This window comes from Pantoea sp. SGAir0184 (assembly GCF_043544755.1).
This window is the reverse complement of record NZ_CP028050.1, coordinates 933720-956782: the sequence shown is the minus strand read 5'-3', so window position 1 is coordinate 956782 and position 23063 is coordinate 933720. Positions and strand designations below refer to the sequence as shown.

Annotated in this window: 15 protein-coding genes and 3 tRNA genes; 5 read left to right on the top strand and 13 right to left on the bottom strand. The window is 60.5% G+C overall.

Annotated features, from left to right (window positions below):
* Nucleotides 1–53: 53 nt before the first annotated feature.
* The 3 genes from C1N60_RS04295 (at nt 54) to C1N60_RS04285 (ending at nt 388) form a co-directional block, all read left to right on the top strand.
* Nucleotides 54–130 (top strand) — tRNA-Met (locus C1N60_RS04295).
* Between the two features lie 52 nt (nt 131–182).
* A tRNA-Met gene (locus C1N60_RS04290) sits at nt 183–259 on the top strand.
* Between the two features lie 52 nt (nt 260–311).
* Nucleotides 312–388: transfer RNA gene (locus C1N60_RS04285), tRNA-Met, on the top strand.
* Between the two features lie 88 nt (nt 389–476).
* Here C1N60_RS04285 and amiC read toward each other — a convergent pair.
* Complete coding sequence (gene amiC, locus C1N60_RS04280) at nt 477–1712, bottom strand: N-acetylmuramoyl-L-alanine amidase AmiC (RefSeq protein ID WP_031279511.1); 1236 nt, start codon at nt 1710–1712, stop codon at nt 477–479.
* Nucleotides 1713–1944: 232 nt separating this feature from the next.
* Between amiC and argA the strand changes: the two genes are divergently transcribed.
* The gene (gene argA, locus C1N60_RS04275; protein ID WP_021506712.1) at nt 1945–3273 is read left to right on the top strand and encodes an amino-acid N-acetyltransferase; all 1329 of its coding nucleotides are present in this window, start codon (nt 1945–1947) and stop codon (nt 3271–3273) included.
* Nucleotides 3274–3325: 52 nt separating this feature from the next.
* On the opposite strand, the gene recD is transcribed toward argA, so the two are convergent.
* The 12 genes from recD to rppH all read right to left on the bottom strand — a co-directional run bounded on the left by recD (nt 3326) and on the right by rppH (nt 21648).
* On the bottom strand, nt 3326–5173 hold the full coding sequence (recD, locus tag C1N60_RS04270) for an exodeoxyribonuclease V subunit alpha (protein ID WP_238561580.1): 1848 nt from the start codon (nt 5171–5173) through the stop codon (nt 3326–3328).
* Nucleotides 5170–8709, bottom strand: coding sequence for an exodeoxyribonuclease V subunit beta (gene recB, locus C1N60_RS04265; protein WP_394521440.1), 3540 nt, complete (start codon nt 8707–8709; stop codon nt 5170–5172). The genes recD and recB overlap by 4 nt, the downstream gene beginning before the upstream one ends.
* Complete coding sequence (gene ptrA / locus C1N60_RS04260) at nt 8706–11603, bottom strand: pitrilysin (protein ID WP_394521439.1); 2898 nt, start codon at nt 11601–11603, stop codon at nt 8706–8708. Before ptrA ends, recB begins: the two co-directional genes overlap by 4 nt.
* Nucleotides 11604–11710: 107 nt before the next feature.
* Nucleotides 11711–15091, bottom strand: a complete 3381-nt coding sequence (gene recC / locus C1N60_RS04255; protein ID WP_394521438.1) for an exodeoxyribonuclease V subunit gamma — start codon at nt 15089–15091, stop codon at nt 11711–11713.
* Nucleotides 15092–15152: 61 nt separating this feature from the next.
* Nucleotides 15153–15443, bottom strand: a complete 291-nt coding sequence (locus C1N60_RS04250; protein ID WP_238561997.1) for a prepilin-type N-terminal cleavage/methylation domain-containing protein — start codon at nt 15441–15443, stop codon at nt 15153–15155.
* A gap of 1 nt (nt 15444) precedes the next feature.
* Entirely contained in the window at nt 15445–15873 is a 429-nt protein-coding gene (locus C1N60_RS04245; protein ID WP_132466992.1) for a DUF2509 family protein, read from the bottom strand.
* Nucleotides 15870–16409 (bottom strand): prepilin peptidase-dependent protein, encoded by a 540-nt coding sequence (locus tag C1N60_RS04240; RefSeq protein ID WP_394521437.1) that lies wholly within the window; start codon nt 16407–16409, stop codon nt 15870–15872. Before C1N60_RS04240 ends, C1N60_RS04245 begins: the two co-directional genes overlap by 4 nt.
* Nucleotides 16400–16870, bottom strand: coding sequence for a prepilin-type N-terminal cleavage/methylation domain-containing protein (locus tag C1N60_RS04235; protein ID WP_394521436.1), 471 nt, complete (start codon nt 16868–16870; stop codon nt 16400–16402). Before C1N60_RS04235 ends, C1N60_RS04240 begins: the two co-directional genes overlap by 10 nt.
* 203 nt (nt 16871–17073) lie before the next feature.
* A complete protein-coding gene (gene thyA / locus C1N60_RS04230; RefSeq protein WP_371221510.1) occupies nt 17074–17868 on the bottom strand; it encodes a thymidylate synthase in 795 nt (264 codons plus the stop codon).
* On the bottom strand, nt 17865–18746 hold the full coding sequence (gene lgt / locus C1N60_RS04225) for a prolipoprotein diacylglyceryl transferase (RefSeq protein ID WP_021506703.1): 882 nt from the start codon (nt 18744–18746) through the stop codon (nt 17865–17867). The genes thyA and lgt overlap by 4 nt, the downstream gene beginning before the upstream one ends.
* Nucleotides 18747–18858: 112 nt before the next feature.
* Nucleotides 18859–21105: a phosphoenolpyruvate--protein phosphotransferase gene (gene ptsP, locus C1N60_RS04220; RefSeq protein WP_058757064.1), complete on the bottom strand. Its 2247-nt coding sequence runs from the start codon at nt 21103–21105 to the stop codon at nt 18859–18861.
* A gap of 12 nt (nt 21106–21117) precedes the next feature.
* Entirely contained in the window at nt 21118–21648 is a 531-nt protein-coding gene (rppH, locus tag C1N60_RS04215; RefSeq protein WP_031279497.1) for an RNA pyrophosphohydrolase, read from the bottom strand.
* A gap of 684 nt (nt 21649–22332) precedes the next feature.
* Between rppH and mutH the strand changes: the two genes are divergently transcribed.
* The gene (gene mutH, locus C1N60_RS04210; RefSeq protein WP_058757065.1) at nt 22333–23019 is read left to right on the top strand and encodes a DNA mismatch repair endonuclease MutH; all 687 of its coding nucleotides are present in this window, start codon (nt 22333–22335) and stop codon (nt 23017–23019) included.
* The last annotated feature ends 44 nt before the right edge of the window (nt 23020–23063 follow it).

Below are 23063 nucleotides of genomic sequence, written 5' to 3'. Positions count from 1 at the left end.
GCAAAAAAGGGGTTGCATCATCATACGCCCGGTGTATAGTGCGCATCCACGGACGCGGGGTGGAGCAGCCTGGTAGCTCGTCGGGCTCATAACCCGAAGGTCGTCGGTTCAAATCCGGCCCCCGCAACCAATTCTTCGTAATGAAGAGACAATGTGGCAAGTCGCTTAGCGCGACAGACGGACGCGGGGTGGAGCAGCCTGGTAGCTCGTCGGGCTCATAACCCGAAGGTCGTCGGTTCGAATCCGGCCCCCGCAACCAATTGTCTTAACGAAGAATACAATGTGCAAAGTCGCTCAGTGCGACAGACGGACGCGGGGTGGAGCAGCCTGGTAGCTCGTCGGGCTCATAACCCGAAGGTCGTCGGTTCGAATCCGGCCCCCGCAACCACTTCTTCTGCGGAAGAACATCACAACACCCTGACGGGTGTTTTTTTGTTTCTGCGCCCGGTAAAAAGCGGCATCGCTGCCGCCCTGCCCTAACGCCGTGCCAGCACGCCGCCTTTGTCAAAATATGCCTTGATGCCGTGCAGAATGGCTTCCGCCACCTGATGCTGATAGCGCGGCGTACGCAACTTCCGCTCCTCTTCAACGTTACTGATAAACGCCGTTTCCACCAGAATCGACGGGATATCCGGCGCTTTCAGCACCGCAAAGCCGGCCTGATCCACCGTGCGTTTATGCAGGTGGTTAATGTGGCCCATGCGCGTCAGCACTTCTTTGCCAAACTTCAGACTGTCGCTGATGGTCTGCCGCTGCACCATATCGAACATGGTGTGGTCGAGATAGCGATCGCCGCTCATGCTGACCCCGCCGATCAAATCCGCTTCGTTCTGCGTCTGGGCGAGAAAGCGCGCGGCGGCCGAGGTTGCGCCGCTGGTGGAGAGCGCGAAGACCGAAGAGCCGCGCGCCGCCCGGCTGGTAAAGGCGTCGGCGTGAATTGAGACAAACAGATCGGCGCGCTGCTTGCGCGCTTTCGCGACCCGCACGCGCAGCGGTATAAACACATCTTCGTTGCGCGTCATGTAAGCCTTCATATTACGTTCTTTGTCGATCAGCGCTTTCAGATAGCGTCCAATCTTCAGCACGATATCTTTCTCGCGCGTTTTGTACTTGCCGTGCGCGCCGGGATCTTCCCCGCCGTGACCGGGATCGATCATGATAATAATCGGTCGATCGCGCCCGGCTTTACCCGGTAGCGGCGCCTGCGCCGGTTGATCGCGCTCCAGTTCACCCTGGTTGTAATCCTTCAGTAACGCCAGCAGCGGATCCTCTTCCTGTGACGACTGGCTGGGATAGAGATCGACCACCAGCCGGTGGCGAATACCGGCGACCGGATCGAGGGTGAAGGTTTTCGGTGCCACGCTGCGCTTCAGCTCCAGCACCACGCGCACCGTGGTGGGATCAAACTGACCGACGCGCGCGGTTTTAATGTAGGGATCGTCCACCCGCACCAGCTTATCAATGCCTTTCAGCGCGCTGTTGATATGCAGGTTCTGGATATCGATCACCAGCCGTTCGGGATTGCTCAGCGTGAACTGCTTATAGTGCAGCGCGACGTTGGATTCCAGCGTCACGCGCGAGTAAGTCGAGGATGGCCAGATGCGCACGGCCACAATGTGCTGACTGGCCGCAAAACCGCTGCGCGTCACGCTCAGCAACCACAGCGCACCTGCGCCCTGTAAAAGTCGTCTTCGGGTAAAAGCTTCGGACATGCCGCTCCAGCTACTGTGTTATGTCTAAAAAATCGTCAGTTGACGAGCAGAAGGCGAAAACTTTATTCAATGAGGAATGTCTTGTCTTGCCGGAAAAATCAGATAATGCAGTCTGTTAGCGTGGCTTGCATCAGGAAAATCGTAAAGTAACGTCAGGTCCGATGCTTGCAAAAAGCGGCGAAAGAGCATAAAAATACATAAATTTCGAATAACCATTCACAGAGGGTTTGCCGTGAAGGAACGCAGTACCGAACTGGTTCAGGGTTTTCGCCATACCGTTCCCTATATTAATGCCCACCGTGACAAGACGTTTGTCATCATGCTGGGTGGCGAGGCCATCGAGCATGAGAACTTCTCCAGCATCGTTAACGATATCGGCCTGTTGCATAGTCTCGGCATTCGCCTGGTGGTGGTTTATGGCGCGCGGCCGCAGATCGATGCCAGCCTCGCGCAGCAGCAGCTGGAGCCGATTTATCACAAACACACCCGCGTGACTGATGCCCAATCGCTGGAGCTGGTGAAGCAGGCGGCTGGGCGTTTACAGCTCGATATTACGGCGCGTCTGTCGATGAGCCTGAATAATACGCCGCTGCAGGGCGCGCATATTAATGTGGTGAGCGGTAACTTCATCATCGCTCAGCCGCTGGGCGTGGATGACGGCGTCGATTACTGCCACAGCGGCCGCATCCGCCGCATTGACGAAGAGGCGATCCATCGTCAGCTGGATAACAATGCCATTGTGCTGCTGGGTCCGGTGGCGGTCTCGGTGACCGGCGAAAGCTTTAACCTGACCTCGGAAGAGGTGGCGACGCAGCTGGCGATCAAGCTAAAAGCCGAGAAGATGATCGGTTTCTGCTCTGAACAGGGCGTAACCGATCGCGAAGGCACCATCATTTCCGAGCTGTTCCCGAACGAGGCGCAGACGCGGATTGATGAAATGGAGAGCGACGGTGATTTTCTCTCCGGCACCGTGCGCTTCCTGCGTGGCGCGGTCAAAGCCTGCCGCAGCGGCGTGCGCCGCAGCCATCTGATCAGCTATCAGGAAGATGGCGCACTGCTGCAGGAGCTGTTCTCGCGTGACGGTATCGGTACGCAGATTGTCATGGAGTCGGCCGAGCAGATTCGCCGCGCCAACATCAACGACATCGGCGGGATTCTCGAACTGATTCGTCCGCTGGAGCAGCAGGGCATTCTGGTGCGCCGTTCACGCGAGCAGCTGGAGATGGAGATCGACAAATTCACCATTATTCAGCGCGACAACATGACCATCGCCTGCGCAGCGCTCTATCCGTTCCCGGACGAGCAAATCGGCGAGATGGCCTGCGTGGCGGTGCACCCCGACTATCGCAGCTCGTCACGCGGCGAGCTGCTGCTGGAGCGCGTAGCGCTGCAGGCGCGGCAGATGGGGCTGAAGAAGCTGTTCGTGCTGACCACGCGCAGTATCCACTGGTTCCAGGAGCGCGGCTTCACGCCGGTGGATATTGAGTCGCTGCCTGAAAGCAAAAAGCAGATGTACAACTATCAGCGTCGTTCCAAAGTGCTGATGGCAGACTTACGCTAAGCGCCACTGCTCATCAAAGCGCCGCTGAGGGAAAGTCTCCGCGGCGGCGCAATCATCTACCCTCTTCTCCCCCTAAGCGATCCAGCAGCCCGCTGCGCCGCTGCGTGCGCAGCTGCACCGCGCGCCGGAATACCGCTTCATCACTGAACAGCGTTAGCTGGCTGCGCGCCCGGGTAATGGCGGTGTAAATCAGCTCGCGCGTCAGTACCGGCAGGAACTGAGCCGGCATCACCAGCGCGGTGTGGTCAAACTCCGAACCCTGTGATTTGTGCACCGTCATCGCCCATGCCGTGTCATGGGCCGGCAGGCGACTTGGCTGTACCGCTTTGATGCTGCCATCGGGCAGCGGGAAAAACACCTTGAGCAGCCCTTCCTCATCGAACAGCGTAATGCCGATGTCACCATTGAACAGGCCGAGCGCGCTGTCGTTACGCGTCACCATCACCGGACGCCCCTGATACCAGCGGCTGCCCCCTGCCGGGCGCCGAATCAGCTGCAGCTGCATCAGCTTGTGCTCAATACGCTGATTGAGCCCCTGCACGCCAAATGGCCCTTCGCGCAGGGCGCACAGCAGCTGATAACGGCCAAACGCAGCAATCACCTCGGCCGGTGCAGCACGCTGGTTAATCAGCTGGAGAAATGGCCGATAGCCTTCGGCAATCTGCGTCAGCATCGCCTGATACGCTTCGGCATCGTTGAGCGGCTGGCGCACGATATCGCTGAAGCCCGCCTGAAAGGCCGCCTCGACCGCCTGCGCTTCGCCGGCGTTGACCGCCGCAGCCAGCTGACCGATGCCGGAGTGCGCCGCGAAACGGTAGCTTTTGCGCAGCAGGCAGATGGCATCGCGCACCGCCGGGGCCACCGCATCATCGGTGCCGGCAACCTCGCAGCCGGTCAGCGTGGTGAGCTGCAACGCGCGCACCGGACTGTAGCCCGCCTCGGCACAGCGGCAGATATCCCCGAGTACCGCACCGGCTTCAACCGAGGCCAGCTGATCGCGATCGCCGAGAAAAATCACCCGCGCATGAGCGGGCAGCGCGGCGATCAGGTTTGCCATCATGCCGAGATCGACCATTGAGGCCTCATCGACCACCAGCACGTCGAGATGCAGCGGATTACCGGCGTGGTAGCGCAGGCGCTGCGTCTCGGGCTGGGCACCGAGTAAACGGTGCAGCGTGGTGGCTTCTGCCGGAAAACGCTGGCGCTCCGCATCGCTGACGTCGAGACTACGCAGCGCCTTACCCAGCGACTCGGTGAGCCGCGCCGCCGCCTTGCCGGTAGGGGCGGCCAGCTGAATGCGCAGCGTTCCCTCACTGAGGCGAATCAGCGCCGCCAGCAGCTTCGCCACCGTGGTGGTTTTGCCGGTGCCAGGCCCGCCGGAGATCACCGCGGTTTTTTGCGTCAGCGCCACCGCCGCCGCAATTTTCTGCCAGTCCTCAGGCTGGCAGCCGAAAAAGGTATCCAGCACGCTGCGCACCTGTTCGGGCGCAAACAGCTGCGGCGCCGCCTGTGGCTGGAAGAAGCGCGCCACTTCCCCTTCGTGATGCCAGAGCCGGTGCAGATAGAGCCGGTTATCACGCAGCACCACCGGTGCCGGGCGATCGCTGGCGCTGAGCGCCTGCCAGTCCGCCAGCAGTGTCGGCCAGTCCTGCGGCTCGCCGGCGGCCTGCCAGATGGCGTGCGCCAGCTCCGGATGACGACCGCTGAACAGCCCTTCGCGGGTAAGCTGCGACAGCGGCAGGCAGACGTGACCGTCACCGGCTTCCGCGCTGAGACAGGCAGCCGCCAGCAGATGTGCGGGCCGATCGTCGTCGGCCAGCAGCCGGGCAAACTGAATATCCAGCGCCCGCAGCAGGCGCAGTTCTGCCGCCTGTGCCAATAGCGTACTCATGCTACTCATGCTGCTGCTCCCGGCCCGCGAAACAGGCTATCCAGTTGTGAAACGAAATCTGACGTCGGTCGGGTATAGAACACCCCGTTATCCGGCGAGCTGCCATCCATGCCGCGTAAAAACAGATAGAATACGCCGCCAAAATGCTGTTCATAATCGTAATCCGTCAGGCGGTGCTGCAAATAGCGATGCAGCGCCAGCGTATACAGCTGATACTGCAAATCGTAACGGTGGTCGATCATCGCCTGCGCCATCGCCTGCGGTGTGTATGCCTGATGGCTCTCGCCCAGCCAGTTTGATTTGTAATCCAGCAGATAGTATTTGCCCTGCCAGCGAAATACCAGGTCGATGAAGCCTTTCAGCATGCCCTGCACCTGACGGAAGTCGAGCGGCGGCGCCTGACGCGACAGCGGATCCTGCCGCATCAACGCGTCCAGCGCCGGTGCCGTCAGCAGTCCATCAATCGGCAGATAGAACTCCATCTCGATCAGGCGATTGCCCGGTGTGATGTCGCTCAGCCGGATCCCTTGAGTGTTGAGCGGCGTGTTCACCACGCGGGTAATCCACTCGCTCAGCATCGGCTGCCAGTGCAGCGGATAGCCGCTCTGCTGCAACTGCTGTTCCAGCTGTGGCGCTGACGGCGGCTGGGTGAAGTCGAGCGATTCAAACAGCGTATGCAGGAAAGTCCCGGGCGCTGCGCCACGCGGGAAATGGTGCGGCGTCAGCGCGGCTTCCAGCACTTCCGCCTCGCGATCTTCTCCGACCGCTTCCGCATCGAAACCCGGCATTACATCCAGCAGACGGTGACTGCCGTGCTGCTGCAGCCCGGAGTAGCTGGTGACACGCCACGGATCGGCCAGCGCGCGCGTGACGCTACGCGCATCGAGCTCATCGTCAACCTCGTCCAGCGCCTGCCAGCGTTCATGGCCCTGCGGCTGCGCCAGCACCACTTCGGTTCCGGTCACGCTGATGTCGTGCAGTAAACTCGCCAGCTGTTCTGCGGTGGCCGGCTCGCCGCGCTGCAGCAGGAAACCCAGCGCGCTTTTATGTAAATCGCTCTCGCCCTCTTTCTTGCGCGTGCCGCGAAACAGTGGGGCGACACCAACGCTGCAGTGATACACCGAACGCGTCAGCGCCACGTACAGCAGGCGTAAATCCTCTGCCAGCCGCTCCTGCTCTGCCAGCGCCAGACTTTGCTCATCATTCTGCAAATCCAGCACCGCGTTGTAATGCTCGCGGTCGTGATAGAGCGCGATATCGGCCTCGCGGAAACCGGCGGCAAACGGCAGCCACACCAGCGGATACTGTAACCCCTTGGATTTATGGATGGTGACAATCTGCACCAGGTGGCGGTCGCTCTCCAGCCGCAGCTGCTGGCTGGCCGACTGGCTGTCCGGTCGGGCGATTTGCTGCGCCAGATAACGCACCAGCGCGTGCGGACTGTCGAGCTGTGCCGCCGCCTCCTGCAGCAGTTCGCCGAGATGCAGCAGATCGGTCAGGCGACGCTCGCCATTCTCTGAGGCCAGCAGATTTTCTGCCAGCTGGCGCTCCAGCATCAGCTGACGCAGCATCGGCAGTACGCCACGCTGGTGCCACAATTGCTGCCAGCGGGCAAAGGTATCCACCAGCGCATCCCAGCCGCGTGCATCCTGATCCAGTGCGTCCAGCTGCGCGGCATCAAAGGCAAACAGCGACGTGGCCAGCGCGGTGCGCAGCATCCGCTCCTGCTCGGGTGCAAGGATCGCCTGCAACAGCCACAGCAGTTCTCGCGCCTCGGGCGTGGTATACACGCTGTCGCGGTTGGAGAGATACACCGAAGGGATGCCGAGCTGATTGAGCGCGGCGCGAATCAGATTGGCTTCGTTCCGGCTGCGCACCAGTACGGTGATGTCCGAGGCCTGCACCGGCCGCTGATCGGGGGTTTTGCCCAGCAGCGCGCGCTGTTGCTGACCCGCCTGCAGCCAGCGGCTGATATCAGCGGCGCACTGCTGCGCCATCAGCTGCTGGTATTCGCTGACGCTGCAGCCTGCGCCCGGCTGTAGCCAGAAGCGCAGCGCGGCCTGTTCCTCGCCGTCGATACTCAGCGACAAACGCTGATTGGGCGGCGCGGCATTGACCGGCAGAAACGGGATGTCCGCAAACAGAAACGGGGCGGGCTGGCGCATAAACAGCTGATTGACGCTCTCCACCATCGCCGGTGATGAGCGCCAGTTGGTATCCAGCGTGTAGTGCGCCTGAACTTCACTGCGCGCGCGGATATAGGTAAAAATGTCCGCACCGCGGAAGGCGTAGATAGCCTGTTTCGGGTCGCCAATCAGCAGCAGCGCATGCTGCGGCTGTTGTAAATAGAGCGTGCGGAAAATACGGTACTGCAGCGGGTCGGTATCCTGGAATTCGTCAATCAGCGCCACCGGAAAGCGCTGGCGAATCGCCTGCGCCAGCTGCTCGCCGCCGGGCTGTTGCAGCGCCTCGTCCAGCCGGCTCAGCAGATCGTCAAACCCCAGCAGCGCCTGCAGGCGTTTCTCTTTACGCACCGCGTGACGCACCTCCACCAGCGCGCGTGCAATCACCAAATCGCGCAGCGACAGCGGCTGCGCCAGGAATGTATCAATGGCGGCAAACAACGGGTGCTGCGGTGGCGCGCCCTTTTTGGTTTTTTCATTGAGCACCTGCTGACCGAAACGCGCCAGCTCGGTGGGAATCTGGTAATCCGCGGTCTCGCTCTGCGCCCAGGCGCTGACTTTGCTGACCCACAGCGGCAGGTTTTTACTGCTGTAGCTGCGCTTATCAACATCAGACTGCCCGACCAGCGTCAGCACCTCTTCGCCCAGCGCCCGCCACTGCGCTTTCATTTCGGCAATGCGTGCCAGGTTGCTGCTGTGGCGCGATGTCAGGGTTTCACTGTCGTGCGGCGCCAGGCGCAGGCTGGGCGACTCGCCCTGCAGCCACGGGCGCAGCGTCGATAACAGCTGTTCCGGCCCGCTCCATTCCGCAACGATGACGCGCGCAATATCCAGCGTCAGCGGATAGCAGTGGCGCCGCCAGAAATCCGCCGTCGCCTGACGCAACAGCTGCTGTTCATCTTCAATCAGCTGCTGCTCGAACAGCATACCGGACTCAAACGCGTTGAGATTGAGCATGCGCTGGCAGAAGCCGTGAATGGTGAATATCGCCGCCTCGTCCATCTGCCGTTCCGCCGCCAGCAGCAGCGAGGCCGCCTCAGCGGGCTGGGCAATGTCGTCCAGCAGTTGCATCAGCATCGGATTTGCGCTGACGCCGCGCAGACACGCCAGCCGCAGCTCATGAATATTTTCCCGGATACGGCCGCGCAGTTCGGCGGTGGCGGCTTCGGTAAAGGTCACCACCAGAATCTCTTCCACCGACAGCGGGCGCGCATAGGCATTCTGTCCGCCAAGTCCCAGCAGCAAACGCAGGTAGAGCAGACCAATGGTAAAGGTCTTACCGGTGCCGGCGGAGGCCTCAATCAGACGCTCACCCTGCAGCGGCAGCGTCAGGGGATTGAGCGATTCAGGGCGCTGACTCATGGCGCATCACTCTTCACGGAGAGCGACTGCTGCAGCCGGGCGACTTCATCCCAGGTGGTAAAGCCCGGCAGCGGCGCGTAATCCGCATCGTGGGTGCCATCGTGACTGCCGCCAATCTGCGAGATCATCGCCATGCCCTGCTGCGCCAGCACGGCCTGATGGAAAAAGTCAGCCAGGCTGGCCGGTGTCAGCTGCTGAATTTGCGCAATGGCTTTCTCACGCGTATCAAACGCGAAGTTCTGGCGATTAAAATCACGGCTGTAACGGTTGGCCTCTTCATCCAGCGTTTGCGGACGCTGTTTCAGATCGTTGATCAGTGCCTGCTGATACTGGGCGAAATCCTCCGCTTTCATGCTGCGCAGACGCTGTTCCGCCTGCGGATAGAACGCCTGGAAACGCTGCAGCAGATAAGCGGGCGCTTTACTGTTGCTTTGCAGCAGGAAGCCAATGCCCCACTGGCGGCCAATCGGCATCTGATAAGCGAACACCGCATAGCCCAGTTGCTCCTCGGTGCGCAGCTGATTGTAGAACCACGGCTGCACAATCTGGCTAAGCATGGTGCTGTTAGCCATACTTTGATACTCGCTGTAGCCGAGCGGCACATACAGCGTCGCCAGCGCCGAGTCGGTGCTGCTGCCGGTTTTCTGCAGGTTGGCTTTGATCGGCTTATCCACCACCACATAATCGCTGTGCCAGTAACCGTGCCCCGTGCTGTGCAGCTGCTGTTTAAGCTCTTCGCCCAGCTGTTTTACGCGATCGGCCGACAGATTGCCGACCACCATCATTTCCGGCGTGGCATGCTGGATCAGCGCATCGCGGTAATCCATCACCTCCTGCAGCGTGATCTGTTTCACCAGCTGGCGTCGCGCCTCACGCTGGGTATAAGGCAGCTGGGACAGCATTTGCATCGGCTGAATCGCCTGTTCAAACGCTTTGCCCTTTTCCGCTGCTTCCAGCCGATCCAGATACCAGGATTTCGCCTGCTCGAGCTGCTGCGCATCCGGCTGGAAGCTGGCGTAGCCTTCAACCAGCTTTTTCAGCAGCTCCGGCAGGCGCTGGGTGAAGCCGCTGGCATTGAACACCAGCCCGTCGTCCTCACCGGTAGAGAAGCTGATGCCGCCCACCGAAGCCTGCGAATTCAGCTCATCCAGCGCCAGGCTGGAGAGGTAGTCGTTGAGACCAAACAACACCTGCTGGCGCGCATCGCTGATCGCGGATTTGTTACGCAGCGCGAGCGTAATAGCGGCCTTCGGCTCGCTGGCGTAGAACTGGCTCGGCATCCAGTAGATGCGCATGCTGTCACCATTGGTCAGCGCCACCGGATGATCGTAGTGCTTACCGTCAGAGGGGATGAGGGAGAAATCCGACGGAATGTAGGGATTCAGGGTCGGCAGCGACAGCGGAATCTGCTGCGCCTGCTGCTGCCAGGCGCTGAACTGCGCGGCGCTGATTTTATCCACCTGATAAGGCGCATTCACAAAGTAAGCCTGTTTGTTGTGCGGCTCAGCGGGACTGATGTACCAGATGCGGGCGTTCTGCGGCGTCATCTCAGCCAGACGGGCGCTGATCGCGGCCGCATCATAGCGGTCGGCCAGATAAGGCGCATCCAGCGTGTGCGTTACCGGCACGCGCAGCATGGTATCCACCAGCCACTCAATGTAATCCATATCGCGGGTAATTGATGGATAGCGGAAATCCAGCGCCAGCACGTGCGCAACTTCATCGAAATAGCGCTTGTCAATGCCTTGTTTGCGCAGCATATCAAGGTAGCTGAATACTGCAGCCACCACGCGATCGCGCTGCGCCAGGCCTTTGTCGGTCAGCGAAACCGAGATGGCAAACACGCCGCTGTTGCGCTCGGTCATCGGATCCGCGCCGGCATTGACGCCATCCGCCAGTCCCTGCTGCTGCAACCAGTCGTTCAGGGTATTTTTGCTGCGGTTGCCCAGCAGATAGCTGATTAAGGTGTCGGTTTTGCTGCGGAACTGGTCGCTGTCGTTGGCGATGCGAAACTCAATTTTCAGCTGCTTGCGCGGCTGCGCTGGCACGTAATGAATGATGATGCCTTTCTGCGCATCGGTGACCACCGGCACGGTAATGTCCGGCACGCTGGCCTGATGATTGGCCACGCGACCAAAGGTCTCGGCAGCGATCGTCGCCATCTCCGGCAGCGGTTTGTTACTGTAAATCACCGCTTTCATCAGATTCGCCGAATAGTGGCGATGATAGAAGTCGAGCAGCGCCTGATGCAGGTTGCTGTCGGGTTTGTCACTCAGGGTATCAAGGTTACCGCCCGAATAGCGCGAGCCGGGGTGCGCCGGATTGAGGGTTTCCGCGCCAACCTGCGCCATACGCAGCCCATCGCGCGAGCGTGCCATCGTCAGCTCAGCGTTAACCGCATGCCGCTCGCGGTCCGCGTTGGTCGGGTCGAGCAGGGGTTGCGCAATCGCATCCGCCAGACGATCCACCGCCGGTTGCAGCGCATCGTTTTCAACTTCCAGGTAAAACGCAGTGCGGTACGAGGCTGTGCTGGCATTGTGGCTGCCACCGTGCTTCTTGAGAAACTCCGCCAGGTTATCCGGCTGCGGATAATTTTTTGACCCCATCAGCACCATGTGTTCCAGATAGTGTGCCAGGCCCAGCTGACTGTCGGGATCGTCCAGAGAACCGATCGGTAACGTCAGCGCTGCCAGCGATTTCGGCGCGGCAGCATCCGACACCAGCAGCACCGTCATGCCGTTGCTCAGGGTAATGGCCTGATAACTGCGCGGATCGTGATCGCTCTTGCGGATGGTTTCATCAATCGGCTGCCAGCCGCGCCCGTCGTCGGCAAAGGCATTCAGCGCCAGCATGCTCAGCAGCAGCGCTCCTATCCAGCGTGCGTAAATCCGCATTTCAACCCCTTAACGTTACCCTTATCCGCCGGCGTTGCGCCGGTCGGGATACTCAAACACTTTCTTATAAGACGGTGGCTGCCAAGGTACAGGCCGCACTTCCGTTGCTATTCATCATCCTGATGCGCGAGGCGCACCGGCAAATACCACTGACGCGCCGCAGCGATGATCTGCTGCTGCGTCGGCTCGTCCAGCGTGCGGCACAGGCGCTGCAGATAGGGATCGCTGCCCTCGCCTTCAACCTGGTAGCCGCCCTGCCACGCCTGCAACAGCTTGTTGAGCGCCTTTTTCTGCGTGGCGTCATCTTCCTGAAGCTGGCCGGATTTGCTGTCAAAGCTGGCGTCCAGCCAGGCGCCGCCGGATTTATTCAGCAGCAGCAGCGGCTGCGCCAGACCCGCCTCACAGGCGGCCACATATTCAGCCAGCTGCGCCTGCGCCTGGGCAGGTGCCACGGCCGCGAAGCGCCAGCGGCTCTGTTTGCGACCATACATGCGGCTGGTGCCGTTGCCGCCCAGCGCACAATACACCAGATGTTCCAGCCACAGCAGCAGGCCATCGTTGATGTTGAGCACGCCCGGACGCCAGCGTAACAGCCCATCAGCTTGCACCTGAGTCAGCCAGCCGGTCAACTGCGTTGCGCCCAGCGTCAGGTTGACTTCCCAGCTCTCCGCCGGCAGCCGCTGCGCGCTCACTTCCGCCGCCACTTCCTGCATCTCTTCGGTCTGGCTTTGCCAGAAAAGTTCCCCGAAGGCGCCGTAAGGCAGATTACCGGCGGCGCGGTGGTGCGCATACAGCTGGGCCGGATCGTCACCGTTGACCAGCGTATTGAGCAGTTCAGCGTTAATCTGATAGCGCTCCAGGCTGTCCGGTGCGAACGGTTCGCTGTCCGGCAGCTCGCTCTCCTCCATCCAGAAAGCCACGCCGAGGCGCTGCTGAAACCACGCCCGCACCGGATGACGCCAGAAGCGCAGCAGCTGCTCCAGCGACAGCGTGGTCAGCGGCTGAACCGGCAGCGGCTGGACAAACCCGGGCTGCGCCACGCCGCTGCCGGTCGCCGCCGGCAACCACTCTGCGGCAAAGCTCTGCACGTGGCTTCCCGGCTGGAAATTTTCCGCTGCAAACGGCATGCGGCTGTGCAGGCATTGCAAATGTGCCCGCACCCGCTGCTCACTGACGTCCGGCTCACAGGCTTCATCGCCCGGCAGACAGAAGCTTTGCGCCAGATAATCCACCAGTTCAGTCACCAGCACCGAGGGATAGCGCTCGGTGTTGTCCTGAATCGCCCGGCCAATGTAGCTGATGTACAGCTGCTGCTGCGCCGAGATCAGCGCTTCAAGGAACAGATAGCGGTCATCATCACGCCGGCTGCGATCGCCTTTCCGCGTCTGCTGCTGCATCAGGTCAAAACCGAGCGGCGCCAGGGTGCGCGGATACACGCCGTCGTTCATGCCCAGCAGGCACACCACTTTAAACGGGATGGAGCGCATCGGCATCAGCGTACAGAAGTTGATCGGCCCGGCCAGGAAACTCTGGCTGATGCGCTGCTGATCGAGGCGCGCACGCAGCTCATCGCGCAGCAGCGTGACCGGAATCGGCTGCTGATAGGCGGCCTGCATCCCCTGTTCAATGATCTCCTGCCACTGCGTTTCCACCAGCAGCAGCGCCGCCTCGCTGTCGGCATCGCCGCTGAAGAAGCTGTCGATCAGCTCGCGGCACAGCGGCAGCCACTCGGCCAGGGTGCGCGTCTGCGCAAGGCGCGTGCGCCAGCTGTCGAGCCGCGCCAGCAGCTCGGCCAGATGGCCCGCCAGCTCGGCGATCAGGCCGCTGGATTCGTCATACGGCAGAATGCCCTGCCAGTCGCCGTTGCGGCTTTCCAGCGCGTAGCCCAGCAGCATACGCTGCAAGCCGAAGCGCCAGGTGTGCTGGCCGGTGACCGGCAGCGCCAGCGCTTCCACGCTGGCGTCATCCAGTCCCCAGCGGATGCCGGATTCCATCACCCAGCGGCGCAGCAGGCGCAGGCCGCTCTCCTCTACGGAGAAACGCTGTGCCAGCGCCGGCACCTCGAGCAGCGCCAGCACCTCTTCTGAGGCAAAGCGACTGTCCGGCAGTGCCAGCAGGCTGAGCAGCGCGAGGATGGCCGGATGCGCCTGACTGGCGCGCCGGTCAGAAATGGCGAACGGCAGATAGCGCTCAGGCGGCGCACTGGCAAAAGCCGCCTGAATAAAAGGCGCGTAGCTGTCGATGTCTGCCACCATGACGATAATATCGCGCGGCTTCAGCTCCGGGTCGGCTTCCATCAGCGCCAGCAGGTGATCCTGCAGCACTTCCACTTCACGCTGGGCGCTGTGACACACCTGGAGCGTGATGGAGCGATCGTGCGGATCGAGCCGGCGCTTGTCCATGCTGTCGGCCAGCTCGCCAGCGCTGAGCCCAATCACCGCGCGATCGTCAAGATTGAGCAGATCGGCCTGCAGGCAGTGCAGCAGATTATCCGGTGACATCTCCACAAACGCATCGATGTCGTTGGCGGCTGACTCCATCTGGCTCAGCAGAAACAGGTTGTCGCGGCCCAGCTTGCCCCACGAGGCCAGCAGTGGATTGGTCAGCTGCTGCTCGCCCAGTTCGTTAAACAGCGCTGGCGCGGCATCCGGGTCGCGGAACAGCGGCTGCGTCTCCTGCGAATGCAGGCGCAGCCGCTGGCGGCTCTGCAGCTTCGCGAGGAAGGCGTAATCCTGAATGTCGCCCCAGTAGTGACGACAGGGATTGGTAAACAGCAGGTGAATATCAATATGGCGGCCCAGCGCTTCCAGCGCCTGCAGATAAACCGGCGGCAGCGCAGAGATACCGCAGATGAAGACGCGCTGCGGCAGTCCCGGCGGCGGCGTTGACGCCTGCTCCAGCGCCTGGATAAACCGTGCATAGAGGTTGGCACGGTGCCACATCGGCTGACCGAGGCTGCGCGTGAATTCGACCAGATCGCGCCACAGCGCCGCCTGCCACTGCTGAGCATCGCTCAGCCCGTCCACCTGTTCGCCGCGCTCCCAGCGGTTCAGCCAGTCGGAGCGGTAGACCAGATACTGGTCGAACAGATCCGCCACGCGCGCGCTGAGCTGGTAGAGTTTGCGCTGATCGTCGTCGTCATGCAGATAGCTGCGCAGCGGCTGAAACGCCTCCTGCTCCAGCAGCACCGGCAGCCGGTGCATCAGCTTCCAGCTCATGCTGGCTTTGGTGAAAGCACTCTCTTCCGGGATATCCGGCAGCACTTTAACGAACATGCTCCAGATAAAGCTGGCGGGCAGCGGAAAATCAATGTTGGCGGCAATGTTGAAGCGGTTAGCCAGCTCCATCTGCAGCCACTGCGCCATGCCCGGGCTCTGTACCAGCACCTGCTCAGCCGCGAGCGGATCGGCCAGCGGCTGGAGTTTTATCAGCTCTACCGCTAAGTCTTTCAATAAATCTAACCGATTGGAGTGGTAAACCCGGAACATAAAACTCCTTAAAGAAGGGAAAGCGCAGCCCGGTCACTCTACCCTTAATCGCCTGGCCTGCCTACCCGCCGGCATCACCTTCGCGGCAATTGAGCCGCGCCAGTGACGCCGTGCGCTGATGGGGTCCGGTGACGGTAACGCGATCCAGCACGCAGCTGCCAGGTAAACTCTGCGGCTGATGCACAATGTGCCAGCCGGTGGTATCACGCCCGAGCAGCGCCTGCCCGGCTACCTGCCACGCCTGGCGCTGCTGCCACTGCTGGCTAAATCCCAGCGCCAGTGCGCGATGATACTGCAGCAGCGTGCTGATGGTCATCGCCAGCAGCAGCATCGCGACCAGTGTTTCCGCCAGGCTAAAACCCTGCTGTCGCCTCTGGCAGCTGACACTGCTCCGCCTTCGCCAGCGGGCAGTAGTCGATCCAGCCATGCGGCTGTGGCTGCAGCTGACCGTTGCGCAGCAACACCCACTGATAGAGCACGAGCGCACGTCCGGTGCCGCGCGCCGATAATAAGCCATGATTCTCCTCCTGCCGCAGCAGACAGCTTTGCCACGCGTCGGCCAGAGCGGTCTGACACTGCCAGCCCGCGGCCCGCGGCCAGTTTTGCAGCCGACCCCACGTTAAAGCGGCCTGCGCCTGCCAGAAATCCTGCTGATGCTGCTGCTCGTCGGCGACCAGCGCCATGCCCTGCGCCAGCTGCGTGCGCGCGGCGTGCAGCGTGAGCCCGCCCATCAGCAGTAACATCACGACCATGCCAAGCGTGCTGTTGCCCCGCTGCTTCACAGATTCAGCCCCTCAATCATCATCGTCAGCTCTGCCTGCTGGCGGCCCGCCGTGGCGGCCAGCTGCAACAGCAGCCGCGTGCCCTGACGCTCAACCCGGAAGGTGTTGAGGGTGAGGAATGCCGGATCGGTGATGCGCTCCCAGCCGTTGCTGTTGCACTCGTCCACGCCGCGCTGCATCTCCAGCTGTCCGTTGCGCAGACGATAGCCGTAATAATCGCTTTCACTGTGACCGACGCCTTCCCAGCGTCCGTTACTGTTTTCGTCCCAGCGCAGCAATACACAGCTGCCGCTGCTCACCAGCGTGAGCGCCGCACCGCTGCACTGGCCGTGACAGTAACCGGCACGGCGCAGCGCTTTGTTCAGTGAGCCGGCAATCTGCTGCAGCTCCTGTTGCAGATGGACCCGCTGCTGCAGGCGCAGGTTCTGTTCCAGCAGCAGCGGCAGAAAGCGGCCGACGCTGACCATCAGCACCGCGCCAATCGCCATGGCGATCAGCATCTCCAGCAGACTGAAGCCCCCCTGCGCTATTCGCATCCCTTCTCTCCCGGCTGGCAGACCCGGATGCGCGCCCGGGCGGAGAGGATGACGCGCCAGCGGCCAGCTGCGCTCTCCAGTTCGATACTACCGGGCCGGGCAACATCGCGTCGGCCGTAAAAGCCCGGCTCGCCGACCAGTGCGGTGATGCGCACTTCGCGATAAGGCGGCAGGAACAGCCAGCGCGACGGCAGCTGACACCCTTCTGCGGGCTGCGGCCCGGTGCCGAGGCAGCCGTTTTCGCCTGGTTGCAGCCACAGGCTGAGGTCGCGGTTGTGCCAGCTGGCGTGTGCGCGCAGCCGCAGCAAAAAGCTCTGCAGTTGCAGAACGCTGTCACGCAGTTGCTGATACTGTTGCCAGCGCTGCCAGCCCTGTAAGGCGGCGATGCTGAGGATGCCGGCAATCACCATAACCAACAGCAGTTCCGGCAGCGTAAAGCCGGCGTTTTGGGTTCTGTTCATAACCGGCACTCTGCGCCTGCCGGACGAAAAGCAACAGCGGCAAACAGAGAAGATGGAAAGCGTGCCGCAGGAAAGTTATGCCCGGTGCAGACAACACCCTTTTTTTTGCGCGTCGGATTCAGAAAATCCCCGCAGAAGCGGGCGGAGGCCAGGCAAAAAAAAGCCCTGCGCGATGGCAGGGCCTGATGCTAAAGAGCAGCAGATTACACGGCGACCGGCGCTTTGATCGCCGGATGCGGATCGTAGCCTTCGATCTCAAAATCATCGAACTGGTAATCAAAAATCGACGCGGGCTTACGCTTAATCACCAGTTTCGGCAGCGGTCGCGGTTCACGCGTCAGCTGCAGTCGCGCCTGTTCGAGATGGTTGCTGTACAGGTGCGTATCGCCGCCGGTCCAGACGAAATCACCCACCTCAAGATCGCACTGCTGTGCCACCATATGCACCAGCAGCGCATAGCTGGCGATATTGAACGGCAGGCCGAGGAAGATATCGCACGAACGCTGGTACAGCTGGCACGACAGCTTGCCATTCGCCACGTAGAACTGGAAAAACGCGTGGCACGGCGCCAGCGCCATCTGATCCAGCTCACCGACGTTCCATGCCGAAACGATAATACGGCGCGAATCCGGATCGCGTTTCAGCTGCTCAATCACCCTGCTGATTTGATCGATCTCTTCGCCGGAAGCTTTGCCCCAGCTGCGCCACTGCTTGCCGTAGACCGGTCCCAGATCGCCGTTTTCATCCGCCCATTCGTCCCAGATGGTGACCTTGTTCTCTTTCAGGTAACCGATGTTGGTGTCGCCTTTGAGGAACCACAGCAGCTCATGAATGATCGAGCGCAGATGCACCTTCTTGGTGGTGACCAGCGGAAAACCGTCCTGCAAATTGAAACGCATCTGGTGGCCAAAGATGGAGAGCGTGCCGGTACCGGTACGGTCGGCCTTTTCTGCGCCTTCATTCAGCACATGTTGCATCAAATCCAGATACTGTTTCATTTTACCTCACGCGTTTGTTGCTGCGGGCGACGACGATACGCCCAGACCATCATAATTACGCCGGCCAGAATCATCGGGATCGACAGAATCTGGCCCATACTGATACCGCCTTCGAACAGGCCAAGCTGGGCATCCGGCTGGCGGAAAAATTCCACGATGATGCGGAATGCGCCGTAGCCAATCAGGAACAGGCCGGAGACGCTGCCCATCGGGCGCGGCTTGCGAATAAACAGGTTGAGAATGATAAACAGCACGATGCCTTCCAGACACAGCTCATACAGCTGTGACGGATGGCGCGGCAGCACGCCGTACGTGTTCAGCAGTTCCTGATATTGCGGGTTGTTGGCCGCCAGCGCGAGGTCTTCGCTGCGCGAACCCGGGAACAGCATGGCGAATTTGAAGTCAGGTGCCACGCGGCCCCACAGTTCGCCGTTGATGAAGTTGCCGAGACGGCCAGCACCGAGGCCAAACGGGATCAGCGGCGCAATGAAATCAGAGACCTGGAAGAAGGTGCGTTTGGTACGGCGGGCGAAGATCAGCATCACCACGATCACCCCAATCAGACCACCGTGGAATGACATGCCCCCGTCCCACACTTTGAACAGATAGAGTGGGTTGTCGAGGAACAGCGGCAGGTTATAGAACAGCACGTAGCCGATGCGGCCGCCGAGGAACACGCCGAGGAAGCCCGCGTACAGCAGGTTTTCAACTTCTTCTTTCTTCCAGCCGCTGCCGGGTTTGTTGGCGCGGCGCACCGCCAGCCACATAGCAAACACAAAGCCTACCAGATACATCAGGCCGTACCAGTGCAGCGAAACCGGTCCGATGGAGAAGATCACCGGATCGAATTGGGGAAATGAAATGTAGCCGTTAGTCATCTTTCACCATGTTTTTTCTGCCCGCAAAAGGGCGTGGCTAAAGGGCCATACAATAAAAGGCTGCGCATCATAGCACAGCCGCTTTTCACAATTTCCGCAGAAATGTAAACAGTTAACGTCCGCCGCGAATCAGTCCGCCCAGGCCGCGCCGCTCCATGAAGGCCGACACCAGATGGCGCACTTCCGTTGCGGTGTGCGCCATCACGCCCTGCTGGCTCAGTTTCTGCGCCTCTTCATAATCGAGGTGGCGCAGCAGGTATTTGACGCGCGGAATGTTCTTGCCGTTCATGCTGAGATGGTGATAACCCAGACCCACCAGCAGCGCGACGCACATCGGATCGCCCGCCATTTCACCACACAGGCACAGCTCCAGTTTGGCCTGGCGGGCTTCACTGGCGATGGTTTGCAACGCCCGCAGCATCGCCGGATGCAGCGAATCGTAAAGGTTGGCGACGCGGGTATTGTTGCGATCGACCGCCAGCAGATACTGGGTGAGATCGTTGGTGCCGACGGAAATAAAATCCACGCGTTGCGCCAGATGCGGGATCAGAAACAGCATCGACGGCACTTCAATCATCACACCAATGCGCGGTTTCGGAATGGCATAACCGAGCATCTCTTCCACTTCGCGACCGGCGCGATCGATCAGGCGCCGCGCCTCTTCGATCTCGTCAATATGACTGATCATCGGCAGCAGAATGCTCAGGTTGCCTGAGGCAACGTTGGCGCGCAGCATGGCGCGCACCTGCACCAGGAAGATCTCCGGCTGGTCGAGCGTCAGACGAATGCCACGCCAGCCGAGACAGGGGTTCTCTTCACTGATCGGCATGTAAGGCAGCTGTTTGTCAGCGCCGACATCCAGCGTACGCAGCGTCACCGGTTTGTCGTAAAACAGTTGCAGCATGCCCTGATATTGCGCCACCTGCTCCTCTTCCGACGGGAAGCCGCTTTGCAGCATGAACGGAATTTCGGTGCGATACAGGCCGATGCCGTCAACCCAGTTGTCGAGCGCCTGTTCGTGTTCCGGGCTGAGACCGGCGTTGAGCATCACCTGCACGCGCTCGCCGCTTTTCAGCTCGCCGGGCTGCTCCACCACATCTTCGGCCATTTTACTCAGCGCGTTCTCTTCGCTGATCAGCCGCTGATACTCCTGCACCAGCACCGGCTCCGGATCGATCAGCACTTCGCCGCGATAGCCGTCCACGATCAGCAGCCGCTTGTTGAGCTGCGACGGCAGGATATCCGCGCCCATCACGGTCGGAATACCCATGGCGCGCGTGAGGATCGCCGCGTGCGAGTTGGCTGCGCCATCGCGCACCACCACGCCCGCCAGCCGCTCCTGCGGCAGCTCCGCCAGTGTGGTGGCGGTGAGTTCATCGGCCACCAGCACAAAGCGTTCCGGCCAGGCATTAGTACCCACCAGCGTGTCGTCAAGGTGGAACAGCAGGCGCTGGCCGAGCACGCGCAAATCCCCGGCGCGCTCGCGTAAATAGTGATCCTGCAGGCTGGCAAACTGTGCGGCAAACTTCTCGATCACCGTTTTAACCGCCCACTCGGCTACCGATCCGCGCTCGATCTCGGCAAACAGATCTTTTTTCAGTCGCGCATCGGTGAGCAGGTGCGAATAGAGATCGAAGATCGCCGCGCTCTCTTTCTGCACGCTGGCCGCGAAACGCTTGCTGAAGCGACGAAACTCGTTGCCCGCCTCGCCCATGGCGACAATCAGGCGCTCGCGTTCACGCTGTGGATCGAGCGTAGAGGCGGCGGACACCTGGTCGAGCAGCGGCTGTGTTTCATCAACCCAGCCAGGTGCGACGGCGACGCCCGGCGCGGCGGCAATCGCTTTGACGCGCGTCTGGCGGAACTGACCGAACAGCTGGCCAAGCTGCGACTGCGACAGCAGCGCGGCCATCTGCGTGGCCAGCGTAACCAGAAACGACTCTTCGCTTTCGTCGAACTGACGATGCTCTCGCTGTTGCACCACCAGCACGCCGAGCAGTTGACGCCGGCTGATGATTGGCACACCCAGAAACGAGCGGTAGCGCTCTTCTTTGACGGAGGGAATGTATTTGAAGCTGGGATGACTTTGCGCATCGGCGAGGTTGATCGGCTCGGCCAGGCGGCCCACCAGCCCGACGATACCTTCGTCGAACGCCAGCGTAACCGTGCGGCCGCGCGGCTTTTTCAGGCCGCGCGTCGCCATCAGGTAGTAGCAACGCCGATCGTGATCGGCGAGGTAAACCGAGCAGACCTCGGTCTCCATCGCCAGGCATATTTCGTTGACCAGAATGTCGAGTGCTTCATTCAGACGCGGTGCACTCGCCACTTTTTCTACAATTTCGCGCAACTGAGTGAGCATAAAGGGCGTGGCCTATCCTCTTTTACGTCGATGGGCGGCGTTGTTATTGCGCTGCCCCGCACTCTCCTGCATAGACATCACCACGCCAGCGAATTCCTTCATGACGCGGCGATACACATCGCGCTTGAAAGAGACAACCTGACGTACCGGATACCAGAAGCTGACCCAGCGCCAGCCATCGAACTCCGGCGTGCTGCTGTGTTGCACATTGATATCCGCGTCACTACACATCAACTGCAGAAGAAACCACTTTTGTTTCTGGCCGATACACACCGGCTTTGTGTCCCAACGCACCAAACGTTTTGGCAACTTGTAACGTAACCAGTTACGGGTTGAAGCAAGTATTCGAACATCTTTGCGGTGTAAACCCACTTCTTCGAACAGTTCGCGATACATCGCCTGTTCAGCGGTTTCACCCGGATTGATGCCTCCCTGAGGAAACTGCCAGGAGTGCTGTCCAAAGCGCCTGGCCCATAACACTTGTCCTTGCCTGTTACAGATTACGATACCAACATTCGGGCGGTAGCCATCATCATCGATCACTGGACTACCTCAAAGCTAAATTTGAATAGCCTGATTGTTTCATACTCCTTACAGGCGGTAAACCACTGGATATCCGCGCCGCTGACCGGATAACAATGGGATAACTCACAGATAATAGCCATGTTATAAACAGACAGGGGCATTTAACGGCGATCTTATTCACCTTTTCTGTGGATAGCTTTGTGCAGAACACGGGAATGAGTTGAATAACCGCTTCGGAAAATTCTCATGCACACCGGGGAGAATAGCACTAAAATCCCAATTTATCATAGTGATAGCCAATTAACCCGTTCAGATACACGGTGTGAAAGCCGGTTATTCTTCCCCACGCGGTTACCGCTGCTCAAAGATCCATCACCGTTGATTTTATCCACAGAGAATGTCCTAAACCTGGGCAGAGAATGGAAAAAAAGCGCGCAGTTCGGCAAAGTCAAGGCTGTAAATGGAAACAGGGGTGGGCAAAACGTGGGGTTATCCCACTTTTCTGTGGATAACTGGGTTTAAGATCCTGTTCATTGTCGATAACAAACCGGGATAACCGCCTCTTACCTTGGGTAGCTCCTGGTCAATCGCGCTAAAAAAGCATGCTGAATCATGCTATTATCACGTTTACATTGTCCGGCACGGTGTGGACAACACGCGCTGACCCTTACTGACCATATTTTGACCAATGCGAGTTTTATCATGAATTGCCCTGCCGCCTTGCCTGCTGCGCCCCGTAACGAAGCCGAACTGCTCCAGCGTGCCCAACAGCTGGCTGGTCAGAGCTTTGCCGCGCTGGCCGCGCAGCTTGGCCTGCCGATGCCCGCCGATTTACGCCGTGACAAAGGCTGGGTCGGTATGCTGCTGGAGCTGCTGCTGGGCGCCAGCGCCGGCAGTAAAGCCGAGCAGGATTTTGCGCATCTCGGTATTGAACTCAAAACCATTCCGGTCGACGCGCTGGGTAAGCCGCTGGAAACCACCTTTGTCTGCGTGGCACCGCTCACCGGCAACAGCGGCGTTACCTGGCAAACCAGCCACGTGCGCCACAAGCTGGCGCGGGTGCTGTGGATCCCGGTGGAGGGCGATCGCGCCATTCCGCTGGCCGAGCGCCGCGTGGGTTCGCCGCTGCTGTGGCAGCCGAATGCGCAGGAAGAGCAGCAGTTACGTGAGGACTGGGAAGAGCTGATGGACATGATCGTGCTCGGCCAGGTGGAGCGCATCACCGCCCGCCACGGTGCGTGGCTGCAAATCCGGCCGAAAGCGGCCAACAGCAAAGCGCTGACCGAAGCCATCGGCGAACACGGCGAGCCGATCATGACGCTGCCGCGCGGTTTTTATCTCAAGAAGAGCTTTACCGGACCGCTGCTGGCACGGCATTTTCTGCTGTAATTCCCGGTACAACTTCGCCCTTGCAGGATCGCTTTAGGCAGCGC